This is a genomic window from Streptomyces sp. NPDC088554, assembly GCF_044752945.1.
In the GTDB taxonomy this organism is placed as follows: domain Bacteria; phylum Actinomycetota; class Actinomycetes; order Streptomycetales; family Streptomycetaceae; genus Streptomyces.
In genome coordinates this window covers 32,675-50,122 of sequence record NZ_JBIVMF010000016.1, presented here as the reverse complement: position 1 = coordinate 50,122, position 17,448 = coordinate 32,675, and the positions used below count along the sequence as shown (strand labels likewise).

General features: G+C 62.9%; 17 protein-coding genes. All 17 read right to left on the bottom strand.

The window, feature by feature from the left end; translation table 11 throughout:
* Positions 1 to 294 precede the first annotated feature (294 nt).
* Positions 295 to 939 carry an HNH endonuclease gene (locus ACIP8W_RS19830; protein WP_402203907.1) on the bottom strand — a complete coding sequence of 215 codons (645 nt, stop codon included), beginning with the start codon at positions 937 to 939 and terminating at the stop codon, positions 295 to 297.
* Positions 940 to 989: 50 nt separating this feature from the next.
* Complete coding sequence (locus ACIP8W_RS19825; RefSeq protein ID WP_402203905.1) at positions 990 to 1,241, bottom strand: hypothetical protein; 252 nt, start codon at positions 1,239 to 1,241, stop codon at positions 990 to 992.
* Positions 1,242 to 1,254: 13 nt separating this feature from the next.
* The gene (locus tag ACIP8W_RS19820; protein WP_402203903.1) at positions 1,255 to 1,860 is read right to left on the bottom strand and encodes a hypothetical protein; all 606 of its coding nucleotides are present in this window, start codon (positions 1,858 to 1,860) and stop codon (positions 1,255 to 1,257) included.
* Between the two features lie 71 nt (positions 1,861 to 1,931).
* Positions 1,932 to 2,237 carry a hypothetical protein gene (locus tag ACIP8W_RS19815; protein ID WP_402203901.1) on the bottom strand — a complete coding sequence of 102 codons (306 nt, stop codon included), beginning with the start codon at positions 2,235 to 2,237 and terminating at the stop codon, positions 1,932 to 1,934.
* On the bottom strand, positions 2,237 to 3,133 hold the full coding sequence (locus tag ACIP8W_RS19810; protein ID WP_402203899.1) for a peptidoglycan-binding protein: 897 nt from the start codon (positions 3,131 to 3,133) through the stop codon (positions 2,237 to 2,239). Before ACIP8W_RS19810 ends, ACIP8W_RS19815 begins: the two co-directional genes overlap by 1 nt.
* A gap of 993 nt (positions 3,134 to 4,126) precedes the next feature.
* Complete coding sequence (locus ACIP8W_RS19805) at positions 4,127 to 5,173, bottom strand: DUF5047 domain-containing protein (RefSeq protein WP_402203897.1); 1,047 nt, start codon at positions 5,171 to 5,173, stop codon at positions 4,127 to 4,129.
* A 65-nt stretch (positions 5,174 to 5,238) separates the two neighbouring features.
* Positions 5,239 to 7,479, bottom strand: coding sequence for a hypothetical protein (locus tag ACIP8W_RS19800; protein ID WP_402203895.1), 2,241 nt, complete (start codon positions 7,477 to 7,479; stop codon positions 5,239 to 5,241).
* A gap of 158 nt (positions 7,480 to 7,637) precedes the next feature.
* Positions 7,638 to 12,836 carry a peptidoglycan DD-metalloendopeptidase family protein gene (locus ACIP8W_RS19795; RefSeq protein ID WP_402203893.1) on the bottom strand — a complete coding sequence of 1,733 codons (5,199 nt, stop codon included), beginning with the start codon at positions 12,834 to 12,836 and terminating at the stop codon, positions 7,638 to 7,640.
* Positions 12,837 to 13,237: 401 nt separating this feature from the next.
* Positions 13,238 to 13,558: a hypothetical protein gene (locus ACIP8W_RS19790; protein ID WP_402203891.1), complete on the bottom strand. Its 321-nt coding sequence runs from the start codon at positions 13,556 to 13,558 to the stop codon at positions 13,238 to 13,240.
* Positions 13,559 to 13,661: 103 nt separating this feature from the next.
* Entirely contained in the window at positions 13,662 to 14,252 is a 591-nt protein-coding gene (locus ACIP8W_RS19785; protein ID WP_402203889.1) for a phage tail protein, read from the bottom strand.
* A 63-nt stretch (positions 14,253 to 14,315) separates the two neighbouring features.
* A complete protein-coding gene (locus ACIP8W_RS19780) occupies positions 14,316 to 14,681 on the bottom strand; it encodes a hypothetical protein (protein WP_402203887.1) in 366 nt (121 codons plus the stop codon).
* Positions 14,674 to 15,039: an HK97 gp10 family phage protein gene (locus ACIP8W_RS19775; RefSeq protein WP_402203885.1), complete on the bottom strand. Its 366-nt coding sequence runs from the start codon at positions 15,037 to 15,039 to the stop codon at positions 14,674 to 14,676. Before ACIP8W_RS19775 ends, ACIP8W_RS19780 begins: the two co-directional genes overlap by 8 nt.
* The gene (locus ACIP8W_RS19770) at positions 15,039 to 15,377 is read right to left on the bottom strand and encodes a hypothetical protein (RefSeq protein ID WP_402203883.1); all 339 of its coding nucleotides are present in this window, start codon (positions 15,375 to 15,377) and stop codon (positions 15,039 to 15,041) included. The genes ACIP8W_RS19775 and ACIP8W_RS19770 overlap by 1 nt, the downstream gene beginning before the upstream one ends.
* Before the next feature lie 17 nt (positions 15,378 to 15,394).
* A complete protein-coding gene (locus tag ACIP8W_RS19765; protein ID WP_402203881.1) occupies positions 15,395 to 15,781 on the bottom strand; it encodes a hypothetical protein in 387 nt (128 codons plus the stop codon).
* Positions 15,762 to 15,989 carry a hypothetical protein gene (locus tag ACIP8W_RS19760; protein ID WP_402203879.1) on the bottom strand — a complete coding sequence of 76 codons (228 nt, stop codon included), beginning with the start codon at positions 15,987 to 15,989 and terminating at the stop codon, positions 15,762 to 15,764. Before ACIP8W_RS19760 ends, ACIP8W_RS19765 begins: the two co-directional genes overlap by 20 nt.
* Before the next feature lie 23 nt (positions 15,990 to 16,012).
* A complete protein-coding gene (locus ACIP8W_RS19755) occupies positions 16,013 to 17,035 on the bottom strand; it encodes a major capsid protein (protein ID WP_402203877.1) in 1,023 nt (340 codons plus the stop codon).
* A gap of 13 nt (positions 17,036 to 17,048) precedes the next feature.
* The gene (locus ACIP8W_RS19750; RefSeq protein WP_402203875.1) at positions 17,049 to 17,444 is read right to left on the bottom strand and encodes a head decoration protein; all 396 of its coding nucleotides are present in this window, start codon (positions 17,442 to 17,444) and stop codon (positions 17,049 to 17,051) included.
* Positions 17,445 to 17,448: the final 4 nt, after the last annotated feature.

Sequence of the window (17,448 nt, the reverse complement as noted above, 5' to 3'; positions counted from 1 at the left end):
TCCAGGGCTGACGCTGATGCGTGCGTCAGGCAGGTCAGGTAGCTCTGTTCGTAGGTGCTCCCAGACTGCGTGGAGTGCGTGCAGTAGGGGGCCGGGTGAGGTCGGCATGGGGCGGAAAGTACTCCGGCTGTGCAGTACGGTCCAACTCCGACGCTAGTCGACTTGCGCAAGTGAAACGCAAAAAGGCCCCATCCTCCCTGGTCACAGGAAGATGGGGCCTGATGGCGTGCTGTAAAGCTTTACCTAGCGATTGGTTTGATCTAAGTTCCGTGGCATATGCACGAGTGAGTCAGCCTATGGGGCAGATGGCTCACCGAGCAGTAGCGGGGCCAGGTCGGGGAACCGCTCTGCCAGCCACTCCCAGGGGTCGCGCGAGTGCTTGCCTCCGACGCCCCGGTTGCACTCGATGCATGAGGGGACGATGTTGTCTAGCGAGTGCTCGCCTCCGCGGGAGAGGGGCATGACGTGCTCGATCTCCTCGTAGGGTCCGCCGCAGAAGGCGCAGGCGTAGAGGTCGTCCTCAGCCCATGAGGCTAGGAGTTCGTCGTGGGTGAAGGGTGTGATGGTTGCGGAGGCTTTACGGGCACGACGTCGGTGGCGCGCCTGACGTTGGATGGCACGGTACGCGTCAGGGTTCTCCTCATACCAGCGACGGTTGTTCTCAGCCTTCCGTTCCCGGTTCTCCTCTCGCCATCTCCGACCTGCCTCCGCATTGCGCCCGGGGTTCTCTTCCCGCCAGCGACGGTCAACTAGCGAGTTACATTGGCGACAGTAGGTTTGACGTCCATCCAGCGTCTTTCCGTGCTTGCTGAACGCCGCATACTCCTTCACCACGAAGCACTTTCCACACGCCTTCGCCGCCACCCCCTTCTCCCGCATCGACCTGTTGAACCGCATCCGGGTCTTCTTGTCCGCGAGTGGACTCGTCAAGGTCTCCATACGCCGAAAGCCCCCGGCTCCGAGGAGACCGGGGGCTGATGAAGCGGGTCCTACTCGCCGTCGACCGGCGTCACTCGGGACCGGGTGCTCTCGCCGGCGAGTATCGGAAGCACCACGGCTCCGACGGCTCCGATGATCTGCGCGACGTCGGCGTCCGCCAGGGCAGGGATCAGGAGTCCAGCGGCCAGGACTGCCGACACGAGTGCCGCACGCAGCCTGACGGGCTCCTGTGCCGCGAAGATCTGGAGGCGGACGTAGAGGCGGAGAGTGAGGTCGTTGACGTACTTAGTGAGTCGGTTCATGGGTGCCTTTCGGTCAGAGGGATCGGGCATAGTGTTGGCGGGACTCGATGGTGTAGATGCGCTCCACCACGAGTTCCACTTTCCCGAGGAAGGTGTCTACGTCGCTGGCGTTGCGGATGCTGAAGTCCGCGTCATGGCCGGTCAGCGCACCCTCTGACTGGTGGTCAAGATGGGGCACGCTGGGGCGTTCGATGTGAATGAGGTGGAAGCCTGCGCGGCGCAGGCTATCCGCCTCATTGGGGTACCTGACGTCTGTGATGACCGCCGGGAAGCCGTATTCGTTGGCGGCACGAACCTTCGCCATCGCGGCCCGGAGCCAGAAGTCCTCATCGATCGCGCGGATGGAGGCGCCCAGCTCCTGGAGGATGCGGCGGACTTCGGGATAGGTGTCCTTCGCGGCCTCCCATCCGAAGAGCTTGACTGCCTCCGAGATGCGGAGATCGCAGTCGCCCCAGTCCCCGCGCGTCTCCTCCGCCTGGATGATCGGGTCCAGCTTCAGTGCCGCTTCCTTCAGCGGATCCGCGAAGCCCACCCTGCGGTACCCGCGGTTGTCGACGAGCCACTGACCCGCGGTGTCCTTGCCGACCCGCGCGCGGCCGATAATGCCTACGTTGCCCATGTGCTCTCCCCTACCGAGTGCTTCGCGTGACTTGGTTATGTGGGGGTAGAGCAAAGATGTGACGTCATCCGTCAGGATTGTTCGCCAGGACGCGGGTGACCGGTCATCAGGTAGTGCTCCGCGTCGTGTCCTGCCTGCCACTCCCGCACTCGCGCGACACCCTCCCAGACGTCGTTAACGTCGTCACGCACGTCGTCAATACGGCTGTTCAGTACGGCTCCCAGGGCGTCCAGGGCATCGCGGGTGGCTGCCCCCTCCGCCTCCACGGCGCCGCGTGTGCGGCGCAGGACGGAGAGGATCGCGGGAACGGCCGCGACCACCGCAGCGCCCAGTACGGACACTGCGGTGATCAGCGCGATGAGGACGTCAGTGCCCATCAGGTGATGACCTTGAAGCCACGCGCCTTACCTAGACGCTCCAGCGACGCCTTGCCCGGAATGCCGTCTGCACCCGAACTGCTGTAGCCATAGCTGCGCTGAAGGGCAGCGTAGGCGGATACGGTCAAAGTGCCGAACGATCCGTCGACATACTTCGTAGAGAGTAGCCCTTCCGCCTGGAGCGCCTTCTCCACGATGAGGACGTCAGCCTTGTGGGTCGTCCCACCCTGCTTGAGACCTGGGTCATGACGAGCTGCCGCGATAACTCGACTCAGGCTGACGGCAGGAAGCGCTGGCGTGGGCTTCGATGGGGCAGGCGTCGACGTCACCGGAGCAGCCGCGAACATGGCGGACTGGCTGATGTTACCGGGATCCCAGTGGTCATTGCCGGGGGCGTTCGAGTGGCCGTAGTGCCCGCCCTGCGTCTGCCACGTTACGCGCGAGCGACTCGCGTTGTCCGAGTAGGACACAGCCAGCCGGCCCGCGGGCCAGACGTCGGGAACGCCCCATGATCGGATCGCACGCATGAGAGCGCGGTAGTTGGGACCGGGCTTCCACGTCGAGGTGAAGGGCTGAGCCGCGCGCCCGAGCACCTCGATCTGTATGCAGACCTTCCCAGTCCGGTTGGTGCGGAGGCTGCCGTCGTTCTTCAGAGCCCGCGCCGACTGGTTGAGCGGGCCGTACTGCCCCAGCCGGTCGGTGGTCGGGTCGTAGAGGATGTGCGGCTCGCTCGCCACCTTCGTCAGGTATGTGGCCACTGCGTCGAACGACTTGCCTCCTGTCCCGCTCTCCGCGGTGTGCCAGACAGCGCGCCCCGGGGCCGACGGCGTGTCCATGGCGCCTCCGATGGAGCCGCTTCCCAGACGCTCCGCTTCCTTGATCCATATCTCTGTCACTGCGGATCCCCCTTCAGGGCATAAAGAAAGCCCCGACGCTGCGGGGCGGAATGACGTGTGTTCCGGATTCGTCTAGTCGCCGGCGGGGCTAAATTGGATGCCGTCTAGCGAGACCCACGCAGGATCCTGCGTCGTTCCGACGCCTCCCCCGGACTCCACGTTGTATCGGATAGCACCGTTGGTGGATACCTCGATTCGAGCGGTGTACCTCGTCACCCCGCTCGCTGTCGTTCTGTTGGACGCGCATATGAAATACCGGACAGCCGCAGGGGCAACACCTGACGGGATTGCAGCGAACTGCGTTATATCTCCGGTGTCGTCAAGCGATCCGGAGTTCTTCCTCCACCGCCCGCGCAGTTCGATTCCACCGCCCGCCTTTCGACGCCATCCGGGGCTACCACTGTACGCAGAATAACCTGTTGAGAACGTCAGAGGATTCCACGGTCCGTCAGACAGCAGGAGCCAGCCGCCTGACGCTTGATACGCCTCCCACCGATCCTCGGCTAGAAGGTACGTGATCATCCCCGGAACAGGCTTGAGGGATCCGATCAAAGTAGCGGATCGAGAGTTGGCATTGGCGAAACGCATGACGGTCAACGGAACAATGCCGTTGACCAGTGAAGCCATAGATGTTTCGATGTTTGGCGCGTCAGAAAGGACCGGGAACGGTACCGATTGACTGTAGCTGTCATTTTTGGGCACGCTGAAGCCTCCGTAAATAAGGGGAAGGGGGTCAGGGTGATAGGGCGCCTAAGACCAGCCAATTACCAGTAGGGCTGGTCAGGATGGCGACCACGTCGTTAACCGCAGGCGCGGTATAGGACTTCATCCGGCGCACCTTGGCCATGGGCCCCCGAGACGTCGCGACATCTACTGTCCCGTCCGCCCCCACGGCCGTCACAGCGGCCATCATCCAGGCTGGAGCATCCTGCGCCACCGCCCGAGAAGCCGCCGTCCTGACGGCCTCCTGTAGTGCCTGAGCTGCGTGTCTCGTCACGCCTCCTCCTCTTTGCCGCCCCGAAGCGTCAGGGAGGCCGCTCCTTCTGCGGTAAGAGGGATTACCACGGTCTGAGCGATAGACAATTCCTTGCGGTCTCCGTAGACAATACGCAAGCAATCGCCGGCCTCCATCGCCGGATTGGGACTAGCCTCGATAGCGGTCTGAACGTTGGGCGCTATAGCGTCGAATAGCATTCCGTCAGCCGCCACCTGACAGGCTCCGGGAGTCAAGAGAAGTCCAGATGTATAGAATTTAGGCACCTTCCCGTACGGCCCGCCCCACCTCGTTGGGCTGGCTGGCGCATTATCGTAGGCAACAGCGCTGACGGGCGCCATGTAGTGGGCGGTACTTTCGCCAGTGGCCACAACAGCGTTGTAAACGGACGTCCGTGACATCGTTCGAGCGGATGACATTAGTGTTCCGCCGTCCCCGTCAGCTATGTCCCACGCAACAGCTTCTGATGACACTGCTGGGAGGTCACGGATCACGAACCGGTCCAAGGCGTCGACATAGATCTCCGCATTCATTGCGGTGGCGAGACGCGTCACAGCGTCCCAACGGTCTGTCTGTGCATCCCAAATAACAACGGCACATGTTGGGTTACGTGATCCGACCGTTTCATTGGCGATGATCGCGGAAGGCAGCGTGAGGCGGATCAAATAAGTGATTGCTTCAACGCAGGTATTGTATCCGCGGGTTGTCATTGGCACCATGAACCGGTCGTCCTGAAGGGAAGCTTCCGACGACTTCCCGCTCAGAACCACCGGGCCGAAATGCGTGTCACCTGACGGCTCATCAATCCGAAATGTTCCGCAAGGGATCATCTCGGGAGGGCTGTTGCCCGTAACGATTCCACGGGAAACGACGAGGGTTTGACCGTAAACGGCCAGAGGATCTGAGGCGTTCCACGGGAGGTACTTTACGTCGGGCACCGTCAAAGAAATCGACCGGCGAACCTTCGATCCCCGATCCAGGGTCACCGTCCCATCCTGAATCGGAATGTCCTCGGCAACCCGCTGACCGCCGTAATACGCGTCCACCTTGGTGACGACTCGATGCGACGTCGTGAGAGCCCGCCGGAACGCTGCGGATACGGAGTGAGCCATTAGCCGCCCCCGGTGTATACGTCGAGCCACGACTCCGCATCTGCGAACACGGCGAACCAGTCGGTGTGTTCGGACAGCACGGTTGCCCACGTGCGATCGGCACTTCCGGCGATAGCGCCGACTGGCCTGTCCACCTCTGTCAGCGGGACGTCCCATTCGCGGTCGCCATATCCTGCGTACCTGACGGCGCGCTTGGTCGTGACGTCGCCCACCTGGACATAGACATCATCCTCACCCCACTCACGCGGACACTGGAGCAGCAACGTACTACCCGTCTCGAAAAGCCAGTCCAGTTGGCGTCGGTCTTCATCCGTCCCCGTGACGAGGGTCAGCGTGCCAGTCTTCGACGATCGGATGTCGGTGATAACGATGGGGCGTGCCCGGCTCCGCACTGGGTAGACACCCTGACGTGCCATGCGCTGCCAGTCGGGCAGTGTGGCCACTGCCACAGATGCGCTCCGGGCCGGCGAGAGGGGATCCTTCAGCACCATGTGTGTGGGGGGTGGATCGTCCAGGATCAGTATCTCGGCGGTGGTGAACGATACGTAGCTGGTACTGCCGCCTCCCACCCAGGTCTTCAGGTAGTACTGGACAGGAACCCCAAGTGGCGCCTCGTAGTCCTCCACTACCGCCAGATCACCAGTGATGAGATTCTCGCTGGTGTCGCCAGTTGATGTGCGGATAGGCATCATGGATCCGTCCGAAGACAGCATCCGCCACAGGCTCCAATAGGCGTGCCCCAGCATCGTCAGACCCTGCACCGTGAGCCGGTAGGCGTACTGTCCGGCAATGGGGTCAGCCACCACGGCAAAGCCGCCCTCGTGCACACTGACCTCGTCGATACGAAACAGAGTTCCAACCACCGCCTCCAGGAACCGGAACCCGACGCGGAGCGTGGCAGCGTTGGAGGGGGCAACACCGCTAGCCACCATCCCGTTTCTCCAGCCTGCTCCGGAGGTGATCGTCCACAACGCGCCGTTGGCCGTGATCAACGTGCCGTCAGCCGTGTACCACCGGAGGATCACCTCCACCCGACGTTGGCCGGCGCCCGCCGGGTGGTAAACATACGGCCGCATAGCGTAAACTTGACGCGGTGTGACGGGTATGCCAGTCACCACCATCAGTGTGGGATCCGAGGATCCATCCGCAGTAACCGCCAGCGAGGTCCCACCAGCCCACCACGCCGTCGTGTCACGAGCGATCGTGCATCCCTGCTCCACCATCCAGTCATCCGCGGTGGTCTCGAAACCCTGCGCGCTGTAGCTCAGCATGTTGCCTGGAAGAAGCGGCGCCGCCCGCAGGAGAACCTGGTCAACCAGCCACACCTGACCTGCTACTGATGCCTGCGGACGGAGAACAACACGAGCGGAAGCCGAACCCGGTGGCGCCGTTCCGAGGACGGAACAGCGATGCCACGTCGACGCTACTGGAGTCCAGGGTTGAGACGCCTCCGCTCCGCTGATCACCGTTCCCGCATCGGTGTACCACCAGATCTCTGCACGATAGCTGAGCCCGGGGGCAGGGGCCTTCACGTAGGCGAACGAGAAGTACTCGACACCTGGCGTCACCGCGACTGGTGACACAGTTCGAGCCTGCACATCCCCCGGCGCTGTAGCAGTCATCTGTATGGACATCCAACCCTCCACCTTGTCAGCGGAAGAATGTGCCAGTGTGCAATTGGCTTGGCTCTGCCACCCACTGATGTCCACCTCCACTGACTGCGTGGCATATGGCAGAAGGTTGCTGTCGATCAGTGCGGGCGGACCAAATGACACGACGTCAGTGCACACCGTCGCCCCCGCAGTGAGTCCAGTGACAGTCACCGTGACGGACGCGTACGCTGCCCCAGCAGGTGCTGAGGTGATGAACAGCGGAGCAGGAGTCAGCCACAGCGTGCTGTTCGGGAGCGGGCCCAAATTGCTGACTGAGCTGGAGAGGGCCGTACCGCCAGTGACGGCCGCATACCAGTCAACCGTCACCATCGCGGTTCGTCCCGCAGCCGCTACCACATTCACGAAGTAGGCGTACGCCATGTATACCGTGCCTGCGATCACTGGCACACGGGCTACCGTTGTAGCGCGCACGGCGCCCGCAGCCGTGGCGGTCAGGCCAAGGCTGCGGGCGCCTGCGTAGAACCGGGTGGCCCATGAGAGCGTTGTGTTTGCTCCCGCAGTCCACCCGCTGATGTCCGTTTCCATCGAGGCCGTGTTGGCGGGCAGCAAGTTAGAGGCGACGCTCATTCGTTGACACCCCCACTGTCGCCGGTTCCATCGCCGTCACCGACCCCACCGTTGGCACCTTCGGCCGGCCCACCGCCTATCGGGGAGGGCGTATCGGGAGGGTCCACAGGATCCCCCGCGTGATATACGGGACCCTCGTACTCGTCGTCGCTCATTGGTTATCGCCCTCCAGTGGTGAGTCCGCCAGCCAGCGCCATATCGTGGATATCGAGTTCCGTTCGGACGATGTCCGTGATTTCACGGTCACCGACGTACACGCGCACGTCGGCGTGAAGATGCGCACCTCCACCGTTCCGCGACGCGGAGATGTCGCGCACACTGGCGGTCTGTGTGCGCGCCATGGAGGCCGACTCCGTGGAGGAGTAGACCTGAGCGGGATGAAGGAAACGAACCAGTTCGGGGCCGTTCTCGCCCACCCACGCCATCTCCCCCAGTGCGGGGAATCCGCCGGAGGCGTAACCGCCAGGACGGTTGTACGCGGCAGGGAGGGAGCCGTACTGCTTGAGCGCGTACCGCATCGACGAGTAGATGTTCGCCATCGGATTCGTCGACACCCCGTACTGCTTCGGCCCGGTGTTCTTGTACTTGCCGGCGAAGGCTTCGAAGGTGGGCCGGATGACCTGCATGAGGCCCACCGACGGGTGACCGTTCAGCCAGTTGACATCCCACTTGTTGACTGCGTTCGGGTTACCCCCGGACTCCTGCTGCATTCGTCGGAGTGTGGTGTCCGTGTAGCTCTTCGGCTGGCCAACCTGAGAGAGAGCCTGCTGTACGATGCCCCGCCACTGGCCAACACCGGCCGACGGCTTGTACGACGTCGAACCGCCGTTGATGAAGCCCGTCGGGTCCACCGGGTTGCCATTGACCCTCGCCTCCAAGTGGAGGTGCGGGCCAGTGGTGTTGCCTGTTGCACCCACCTGGCCGATGGTCTGCCCCTGCGAGACAGCGGCGCCGACCTTCGTCAGGATCTTGGACATGTGCGCGTAGAGGGATGCGACGCCCCCGCCGTGATTGATCATCACGTGGTTGCCGTACGGTCCACCTCCCTGCGCCATCGACACCTTGCCAGCGGCCACCGCCTTGATTGCCGTGCCAACGGCTGCGGGGAAGTCGAGGCCAGTGTGTTTGCCACTGCTCCACATCGATCCGGACTTGCCGAAAGGAGTTCCAAAGGCAGCGTCGACGGGCTTGATCCATGAGCCACCGCCGGCGCCCCCACCAAATCCGATGAGGGAGAGAGCGTTGTCCTTCATGTCGGAGAGCATCTTGACAGGGAGCTTGGCCATCTCTCGGGCCCACGGGTTTTCCGAGATCCCCTTAAGCTGACCCTTCACAAAACCAGTCGCCTTGTCAAATACCTTCGTCGGGTTGAGGAAGTCTGCAGCTCCGGACATGAACTCTCCGACCGCGTTTGTCTTATCCTTCAGCCATCCGACGATCCCCCCGCTGGCGAATGCAGGCATTCCAGCAGAGATAGCGTTCTGTACTCCGCTAACGCCGCCCGCCCGGGCCGCTGCATTCCAGGCGTTGATGCGGTCAGCGCCCACGGCTCGCGTCCACTCCGGGCGCATCACTGCCTCTCCACCACCGACGGCAATGATACGATCGTCACGTCCCGGCGAATATCCGGACATGATGCCGCCAGTGAGGTATCCGTCAATGTCCAACGGCTTCAACGGGTCGGTTCCCGTAACCTTCGAGACAGCATTCCACAGCGGGACAATTGCCTTGTTATACACGTGGTCGATGACAAATTTTACGGGCTTCTTCGCGATGCCCTCGATCTTGTCCCACGCTTTTTTGATGGAATCCTTGCCGGAATTAAAAGACTCGGATACCGATCTAACGGCACTCTTGATCTTTTCAAACGCCGGCTTGATGGCTTTGTCGTACAACCATCCCGCCTTGTCGCCAATCCATCCGAGCGCTCGGGAAATCACGTTATCCCACACCCATTTGAGGACCGTGCCCAGCTCCCGGAATCGGTCCCCGGACCACCTCATTGCGGGTTTGATAGCCTTGTCGTACAGCCATTTTGCCTTGTCTCCGATCCATCCGAAGACTGGGCTGAGCACTTTTTCCCACAGCCACTTTCCGACTGCACCGGCCGCCTTAAATGCTAGGTAGATGGGTGTTAGTACTGCCACTACCAGGATCGTGAACAGGATCTGAGCGGCCTTCCCGATGAACTCGAAACTCGGCCTGAGCGCCTTGTCCCACAGCCACACCGCCAAATCGCCAGCAGCCTTTAGAGCCGTCCAGATGCCCTCCAGGGCTGGTTTAAGTCCGTTATCCCAAATCCATACTGCGGCCTTCTTGATAGCTCCAGCCGACGTATCCACCGCCTCCCGGAACCCGTCCCAGTTGTTGTAGGCGTAGACAAGTCCGGCGACCAGCAGGGCGACAACAAGGACGATAGCCCGAATAACTGGAACAATCCCCGTCGCGTTGATGGCCACGGCCCATCCGGACGTCACCAGTGTCGCGCCCGCGACGCCAATTTGATATACGGCCATCGCCCCAGCGAACAAGGCCATACCAAGACCGATCGCTTTCTGAGCGAAGTAGATTCCCCAGAGAACTTGCACAAATCCAGGAGCATTCGTCGACAACCACGAGATCGTCTCGAATAGCGGACCGACAACGACGAACAAAGCCTCCGACAAAGGGGCCAGAGCTTTGGACGTATCCAAAGCCGCGCCCAAAATGTCACCCAGGAATTCCGCGAGACCGGGACTCGCATCCTTCACATACGCCAAGAATTTTTCGAAATCCGGACTACCTTTTAGGCTAGTCCCCCATTTCGCAAATCGACCCGTGATGCGATCAGAGTGACGGGCGATTCCGTCCATGTGCGGGAGGAAGGCGTCGATAATCCCGGCAATGCCCTGGATGGTGTTTCCGAAAGCTACACCGAATCCTTCTACGGCAGGCTGTACGGATTCCGCCAAATCCTTCTTGAAGGATACCCAAAAAGGCGTCTTCATCTGGGCTGACGACTTGTTCATCAGCGTATCGATACCGCGCGCGGCACCCTCCACAAGGGGAGTCAGACCAGGAAGAGATCGCTTTGCGCTGTCCACTCCGCGGGTAAAAAGCGGAAGCACTTCCGGCTGAAGCTCAGCCGACCAATCCAGGAATGCGTCCTTCAGACCCCTGGGGCCAGCGAACGCGTCGTACAAATCTCGCGCTTCCGGGGAAAGTTTCGCGAGAGCCTTTCGGTACTCATCCTGCTTGCTGATCGACTTCGACGTAGTGTCGATACTGGAGAGCCGTGCTGACTCCACACCACGCTCAGCCGCCGCGATGGATTCGGCGGCGGACACCTGCGCGTTGGCCGCATTCTCTACCGCGTCAGCCAGGCCCCGTTGGGCCTCTACAACACTTCGGGCGGCATCCCGCTGAGTGCGAGCGGCCTTCTGCTGAGCGTCAGCGACGTCGCGAGCGCGCTCCAGTACGGAATGCTGCGCGTCCGCCACCGCCAGGACGCGTTCCTGGACTTCCCGCTGAGCGTCGCCCACAGCCTCCGTACGGTCGCGAACGTTCTTCTGTGCATCGGCCAGGCGCTGCTGAGCGGCCCTGACAGCGTCCGAGCCCTCCACTCCCGCCGTCTGCTGAGCAGCGGCCGACTTCTGGAGATCCTCGTAACTCTTCTGCTGCTCCTTAGAGGACTGCTCCGCCTTGTCGGCAGCGAGTTGGGCTCGCTCAATCTGAAGATCCGATGACCGCGGATCGTTGAGGACTCGGTGAAGTTCCATCTGCGCCTCAGTGACGCGGAGTGTGGCCTCCCGCTGATCCAGCGCTCCGCCAGCGAGCTGGTCTTCAAGATCCCTCAACTGCCGTGCAGCTTCCGCACGAGCGTCAATCAGACCCAACTGGGCCTGAAGTGCGGCCCGGTTGGCGTCGGTGAGAGACTCCTGTGCCCGCTCCACACCTCGGTGGGAGTCCGCTAGGGCTTCCTCTGCCCGTGTGACGGTGCGGTGTGAGTCCGCGAGAGACTGCTGTGCTCGCTTGATGGTTTCAGCGGCCTGCGTTCGCTGATCGGCAGCACGGTCCACAGCGTCCGCTACGGACCGTTCCGCATGTTCCACACTGCGATTGGCCTGCTCTACAGAGCGGGCAGCGTTGCGATGGGCGGAGGCCAACGACGCCTGTGCCCCAGCCATCTGGAGTGCACGTTGTGCGGCCTGTACAGCCGTCCGCGCGCCGTCCTCGGTGGACCGGTTAGCGTCATCCTCAGCGGCCGTCTTGGCCTTCATCGCGTCGGCAATGTTTTTGATAGCTGGCACAGCGACCAGAACCAGGGAACCCACACCAGCCGCCGCAGACACTGTCATTGCGGCAACAGCGCCAAGACCTGCGGCCAGCACCGGTCCGATAGGTATTGCCGTCAGAACCGCAGCCTGAATCGCCAGGTGAAGCAGTGCGTTCGTCGCCTGGCTTGTGTCCGCAACGGCCTTGATACGGAAGACCTTGGTGTCATCCGCCATGCGCTGGAGGGCCGCAAGCTGTGCGGCTGCTGCGGCAGCGTCGACACGGACGTCGATGTCGATGTTTTTCAGCGAGAGGACCGCGAGGCGCTCTTGCAGGTGATTAATCTTCGCCAGAGCTTCACCTGCGTCGATGTCAATGCCGACGCGAGCATCCGCCAAGTCCACCAATTCGCCGCGGATCTCCTGCACTTCACGGCGCGCGGGCGACGTGTCAGCGTCTACGTTGATGTCTGGGATCGACGCCTGAGCCTCCGCCACGATGGCGCGCAGCTTGGCACCAAATCCGCCGTCTACCTCCACGGCGACGGTCTTTCGACCGCCCACCGCAGCAATCTCCGCCCTAATTTCCGCCAGTGCTGCGCGAGCGGTGACAGTGTCAGCACGAACAGCGACGTTGGGGTGTTGCGCTCCCAGTTCCCTGAGCTTGACCTCCAGCCGTGTGATCTCCGCTTCCGCGTCCTGTGCAGAGACGTTAATTCCGATCCTCTTGTTGGAGAGGGTCTCCAACTTGGCCCGGATGCGTGCCAGTTCGGCATCTACGCCGGTATCGCTCAGCCCCACGTCCAGCTTGGGCATGGCCCGGAATGCGGCCTGAAGTTTCCGCCGCAGACTGTTCGCAAACGCGCCACCAGCGTTGTCACCCTGTCGTCCAGCCGCGCGCACACCCGCCTGACCACCCTTGACGATGGCCTCCGGGATAGAGATGACAATGTTGTCGCTGATCGCCTTTCCCATCCGCTCCCCAGCCTCTTTACCGACACGGTCGGCAACCGGGAGCACGATGGACTTCAGCTTGGTGTAAAAATTCGGGATCAGCGGTACGACGTCGACACCGACTGTCGCGACGATATCCAGGTCCGCCATTTACGCCTCCTGCGTCTGATTTCTCAGCCGCGGATCGAGCGCGCGGCGCTGCGCGTCCGTCATCCCCCGTCGGGAGCTGGACGCGTGTGGCACTCCGGGCCTCGGAGTTGGCTTGAATTCAGGCGGTTTCGCGCCCGTGGCTGCAATGGCGACGGCGCGACTGAGAACCAACTCGTCCTTGATGCTGGCTAGAAGCATCTCGACACCACTCCACGCAGCCAGATCAGCCCTATGCCCGTCCCCGGCTGCCTGTTGAGCGTCAGCCGGTATATCGTTTCGCAGGGCGGTTTTGGTCGCTGATTCTGGGGGGAGGTTTTCTATCAGGATTCGCAATCTCCTGATAGACAATTTCCCTCGGTATAGGTCGAGTAGATCGATCCCCCGGAACGCAAGGTCTGCCTCTAGCGCTTCCGCGTAGACTTCCGTGACGTGGAGCGTCCACCAGACTTTCCCGGGGCCTCCCCAGCAGACTCCATGGCTGCGGAAGTGAATTCACCGATCTCGTCAAAGGTGGCGTCCAGCTCGATGAATGTCTCCACGTCGTCCTCGTGCAGCGCACCCGCCGCCCACGTATCGAAATCCGCATGTCGCAGGGCTCGCAGGTGGGACGGTCGCCACTGGCCGATCGGCTTTACCCGCAGGTCAATGCCAACGAGGGAGGCCATGGTATGCGTCTCGGTGGCCTCGTTCTCCTGGTCCGCAGCGGGAGTGGTCTCAGTCATGCCCTCGGGTCTCCTAAGTCAGTGAGTGCGCGGGTCGTCGAGCATAAGAAAGCGACGCCCCGGACCCACGCGGTACAGGGCGTCGATGGAATGCGGAATTAGGTCAGCCCGCGTCGGGGAAGAATTCCGAGACGTCGATGCCGCCATACTTGATGCTGCGCTTCACGGCCGCAGAGGTCGCGCCCTTGAAGAACTTGAACGTCATCTGCACCGGCATGACGTCGGCTGTCTGCGGCTGCTCATCGCCTCGTTCGGTGACAAGGCCGTTCGGCATGTAGAGCCGCATCCTCTTCGAGCCGTCCGTGGTGTCGAAGATGAATGCGTACCGGAGGTCCGCCGGCTTATCCGGGAGATCATAGGAGGCGACGTCAACCGTCGGCTCCAGGGACTCCAGCGGGACATTGTCGTAGAGGGCTCTTACGAACGGGTTCAGGCCCTCCAGGAAGGTGACCTGAGCGCTCTTCACGCTCTTCGTCATCATCGTCCGAATGGGCTCCAGAGAGCCCGCCGCTTCAACGTCCTTGGTCTCGTCCTCGCGCTTGAAGAGACCGCCCTCAGCCGTAATCCAGCCAAGGTTCACCCACGCGGCAGTGGGGTCCGTGAAGTCGGTGGGGCTCACCGTGTTGAGGGGCGCCGCGTAGACGAGGTAGTCAGTTGCGCCGAACGTCAGATCGGCATTGCGGGTATCCGCCATGATTCCTCCAGGGCATACGAAAGGCCGAATTCCCGAAGGAGTTCGGCGTGGGGTCAGTTTGGTTTATGCAGCCCGGAGGCTCACGGTGTACATGGCGCCACGTCGGTGGATCGCCTCGTTGGCACACGGCAGGCGCGACGGACCGGAGTCACACCGCACACTGCGGATGATGGCTCCTGGTACGGGACCGGAGAGAAAGAGGAGAGAGTCCCTCACGCTGCCCGACAGCGTGCGCGCCTCGTCGGCCGTGGCCGCGAAGACGTCGACGGCTACGCGAGGATGCTGAGAGAACCTCTCGTCCGCTCCGCCGATCCGCTCCACGCGGATCACGGGCAATTGCCGCTCCAGATCATCAGGCGTCTCGGCCGCTGAGAACACCCCATGCCTGGCCTCCAGCCACGGGGCCAGCACAGTTTCGATGTCAGCCATTGAACGCCGCCTGCGCCTTCATGACGTCCACTGTCGTGTGGAACACGGAGTACCTGGGGGTCCGCGAGTTCCCGTACTCCACAATGCCAGCGTGCGGGGCGGTGTTCACCACGCGCGCCCCGGTGCGAAGTATCGGCTTTCCTCGGAAGGGGACGTTCTTGACGTGCGGGGTCACCACAAACGATGAGCGGTACAGCCCCGCGTGGTCGTCCTGTCCGGGCTGGCCGACGGGCGAGCGAGACCGGGCGATCTCGGCGAACCTATCAGCGGCGACGATGCACGGTCGCTGAAGCTTTCCGCCGCTGAGGAGACGCCCCATGCCCATGTACTTACCTGTGATCTTGGATCGGTACGCCATCAGCCGGTCACCTCCTTCACCGACGCCTCCACGCGACGCAGGGACGTCAGAGGCAGCACGAGCGGACGCCCGATGACCTCCCACGTCTCCTTACCGTCGACGCTGACGATGCGGTCGGAAGAGCGGACGTCGGTGCCGATCGGGGCCACGAAGACGCGCCTCGTCGTTACGGTCTCGCTCGCGTTGTGATCCTCCGAGGATGATCCCACCGTGACGGCGTACGGGCTCATGACCGCGCAGTTGTCGACAGGGATGCGCACGCGCGGGCCGGGCACCCACGACCCCGTGGAGTCGCGTACCCGCTCCCCCACGCGCTCGATGTACCACGTCTCCGACATGAGGGATCTAATCAGGCTCATATCGGCCGCCAGACAGACACGGGGCGACTGTCCGTATCATCGGGTCCAATGTCGAGCATGCCCGCACCGGACGCCAGGCCGACCGCTCGTCGCAGTCGGCGTCGCTCATCGTCGGACATGGCCCGTCCGATCTGGCCAGCGAAGTACGAGATCAGCATCCCGCCCGCTTGCTCGGAGCTGACCCCGGTGACGTTCACCAGAACCCGGGCGGCGACGGTCAGGGCGAGAGATGCGATGCCCGGCTGTGGGGGATCCGAGACCCGGTCCCCCACCTCCCCGCGGATGGTGTCGGTGGTCATCAGGTCGATGACGTCGAACTCGTCGGCGGTGTAAATGCGGCCCGTCAGCGATTCTAGCTGCGGCTTACTGAGAAGTCCCACCACCGCCCGCCTTCCGTCGGGACGTGGCCCGGTTGGCGGGCGCCTTCGGGGCTGGGTCTGCAAGTCGACTTGCGCTCGTCGGCGCCTCCGCCCACGCCTTCGGGTTGGTGATGAGCGACTGTGCCCACTCCGGGACCTCGTCCGCGGGGCCGAACACGTGGGCGCTCCCGCTCTCGTCCGTCACATGGACGGTGGCTTTCAGGGTTGCCATGTGCTAGTGCCTCGCGTTTCTGATCAGAGGACGTCGGCCACGAACGTCAGGTCGGGAGCCGCAGCCACCGGAAGGACGATCGCCGTCGCGCGGGTCCACACGGTCTGGGGGTCCTCGCTCTTGTAGCCCCCAACCGCCACACCTGCGCCATCGCCGGCCAGGCCGTACCGCGGGTCGTTAGCCTCCACCGGGACACCCCACAGCGTCCGCCCCAGCGCCTCACCCTGAGCAGGCATGAGCGCAAGCTTGTCCTCGGGGGTAACACGGGTGGCGGCACCGCCGACGGAGACCTTCGCGTCGTAGATGACAACCGGCGGGATGTCGAAGTCACCCAGGATGTTGTTCAGGTCGTCGCGGGTGAGGACGGTCGGAGCCGTCGACGAACCACGGTAGGCGAGTTCCCGGATCTGCTTGTTGCGCCGCAGGAAGTTGTAGATCTTCCGGGACATCAGCGTCGCGGCGGGGAGTTCGCCGTTCGTGTCGGTATAGACGTCCAGCCACGCCTGGAAGTAGTCGTAGGCGAGCGACGTCTCCGTGGAGCTGAATGGGATCGCAGCCGTGACGGAGTGGCTCGCCTTACGGCCGAAGTCGACTCCGGCGGAGACGTTGTTCTCCGCGATGGTCACCGACGCATTGAAGATGGCGTCACCGCGAGCCAGCTCGGTTCGAGCCGCGATGGCAGACACGAGCTTGATGGAGTCAGCCTCCATGGCGTCGCGGATCTCTGCGGCCTGCGTGTCCACATTCCGCATGCGGATCTGCTCGTACTCACCGACCGGCATCTTCCGGCTGATGGGCGGCAGTTCGCCGCTCACCCGCGCGGCGCCGGCCCGGGATCCGATGTCCGACTCAGCGTCGTACGCCCGGTAGACAGCCGCCTCCACGAGGCCGCCGCCGCCCCGGTTGAAGCGGTAGCTGAGATCGTTCACGGTGTCGTTCGGGAGCCAGGCGTTCAGGCTGAACTGGTTCTCTTCGCGATCCCGGAGAGCCGCACGGGCGTACCCCGTCAGCTCCGCGGGGGTCGCGTACTCAGTGAAAAGCTGCATGTGTCAGGGCCTCTCAGACGAAGATGATGCGGCCGGCGACGTCGGTCTTCCCGGCAGCGTCGACGGAGATGGGGAGCTTCGCCTCACGGATGAAGCAGTGGACGAGCATCGAGCCGACGACCTTCGTCGAAGCCACGCGCCGGGCGTTGACGTCCTGCGCGGTGAAGAGGAAGCCAACGAGGGCCTGCCTGCCATCACTCGCAGCGTCGTCGTAAGGGCCGTAGAGCCCGGTCGCGGTGATCTTTCCCAGCGGTACGCCGCTCTTGATGTAGCCGTCCGGGTAGTGGGTGCCGGCGGTGAACTTGCTGACGTCCAGGGTGGCGCTGACAGGCGCGTCGGTGCCGTGGGCGGACCCCAGCCAGTCGCGACGGTCCTGCGTGAAGCTCTCAGTCTTCAGGCTGAGATCCATGTGT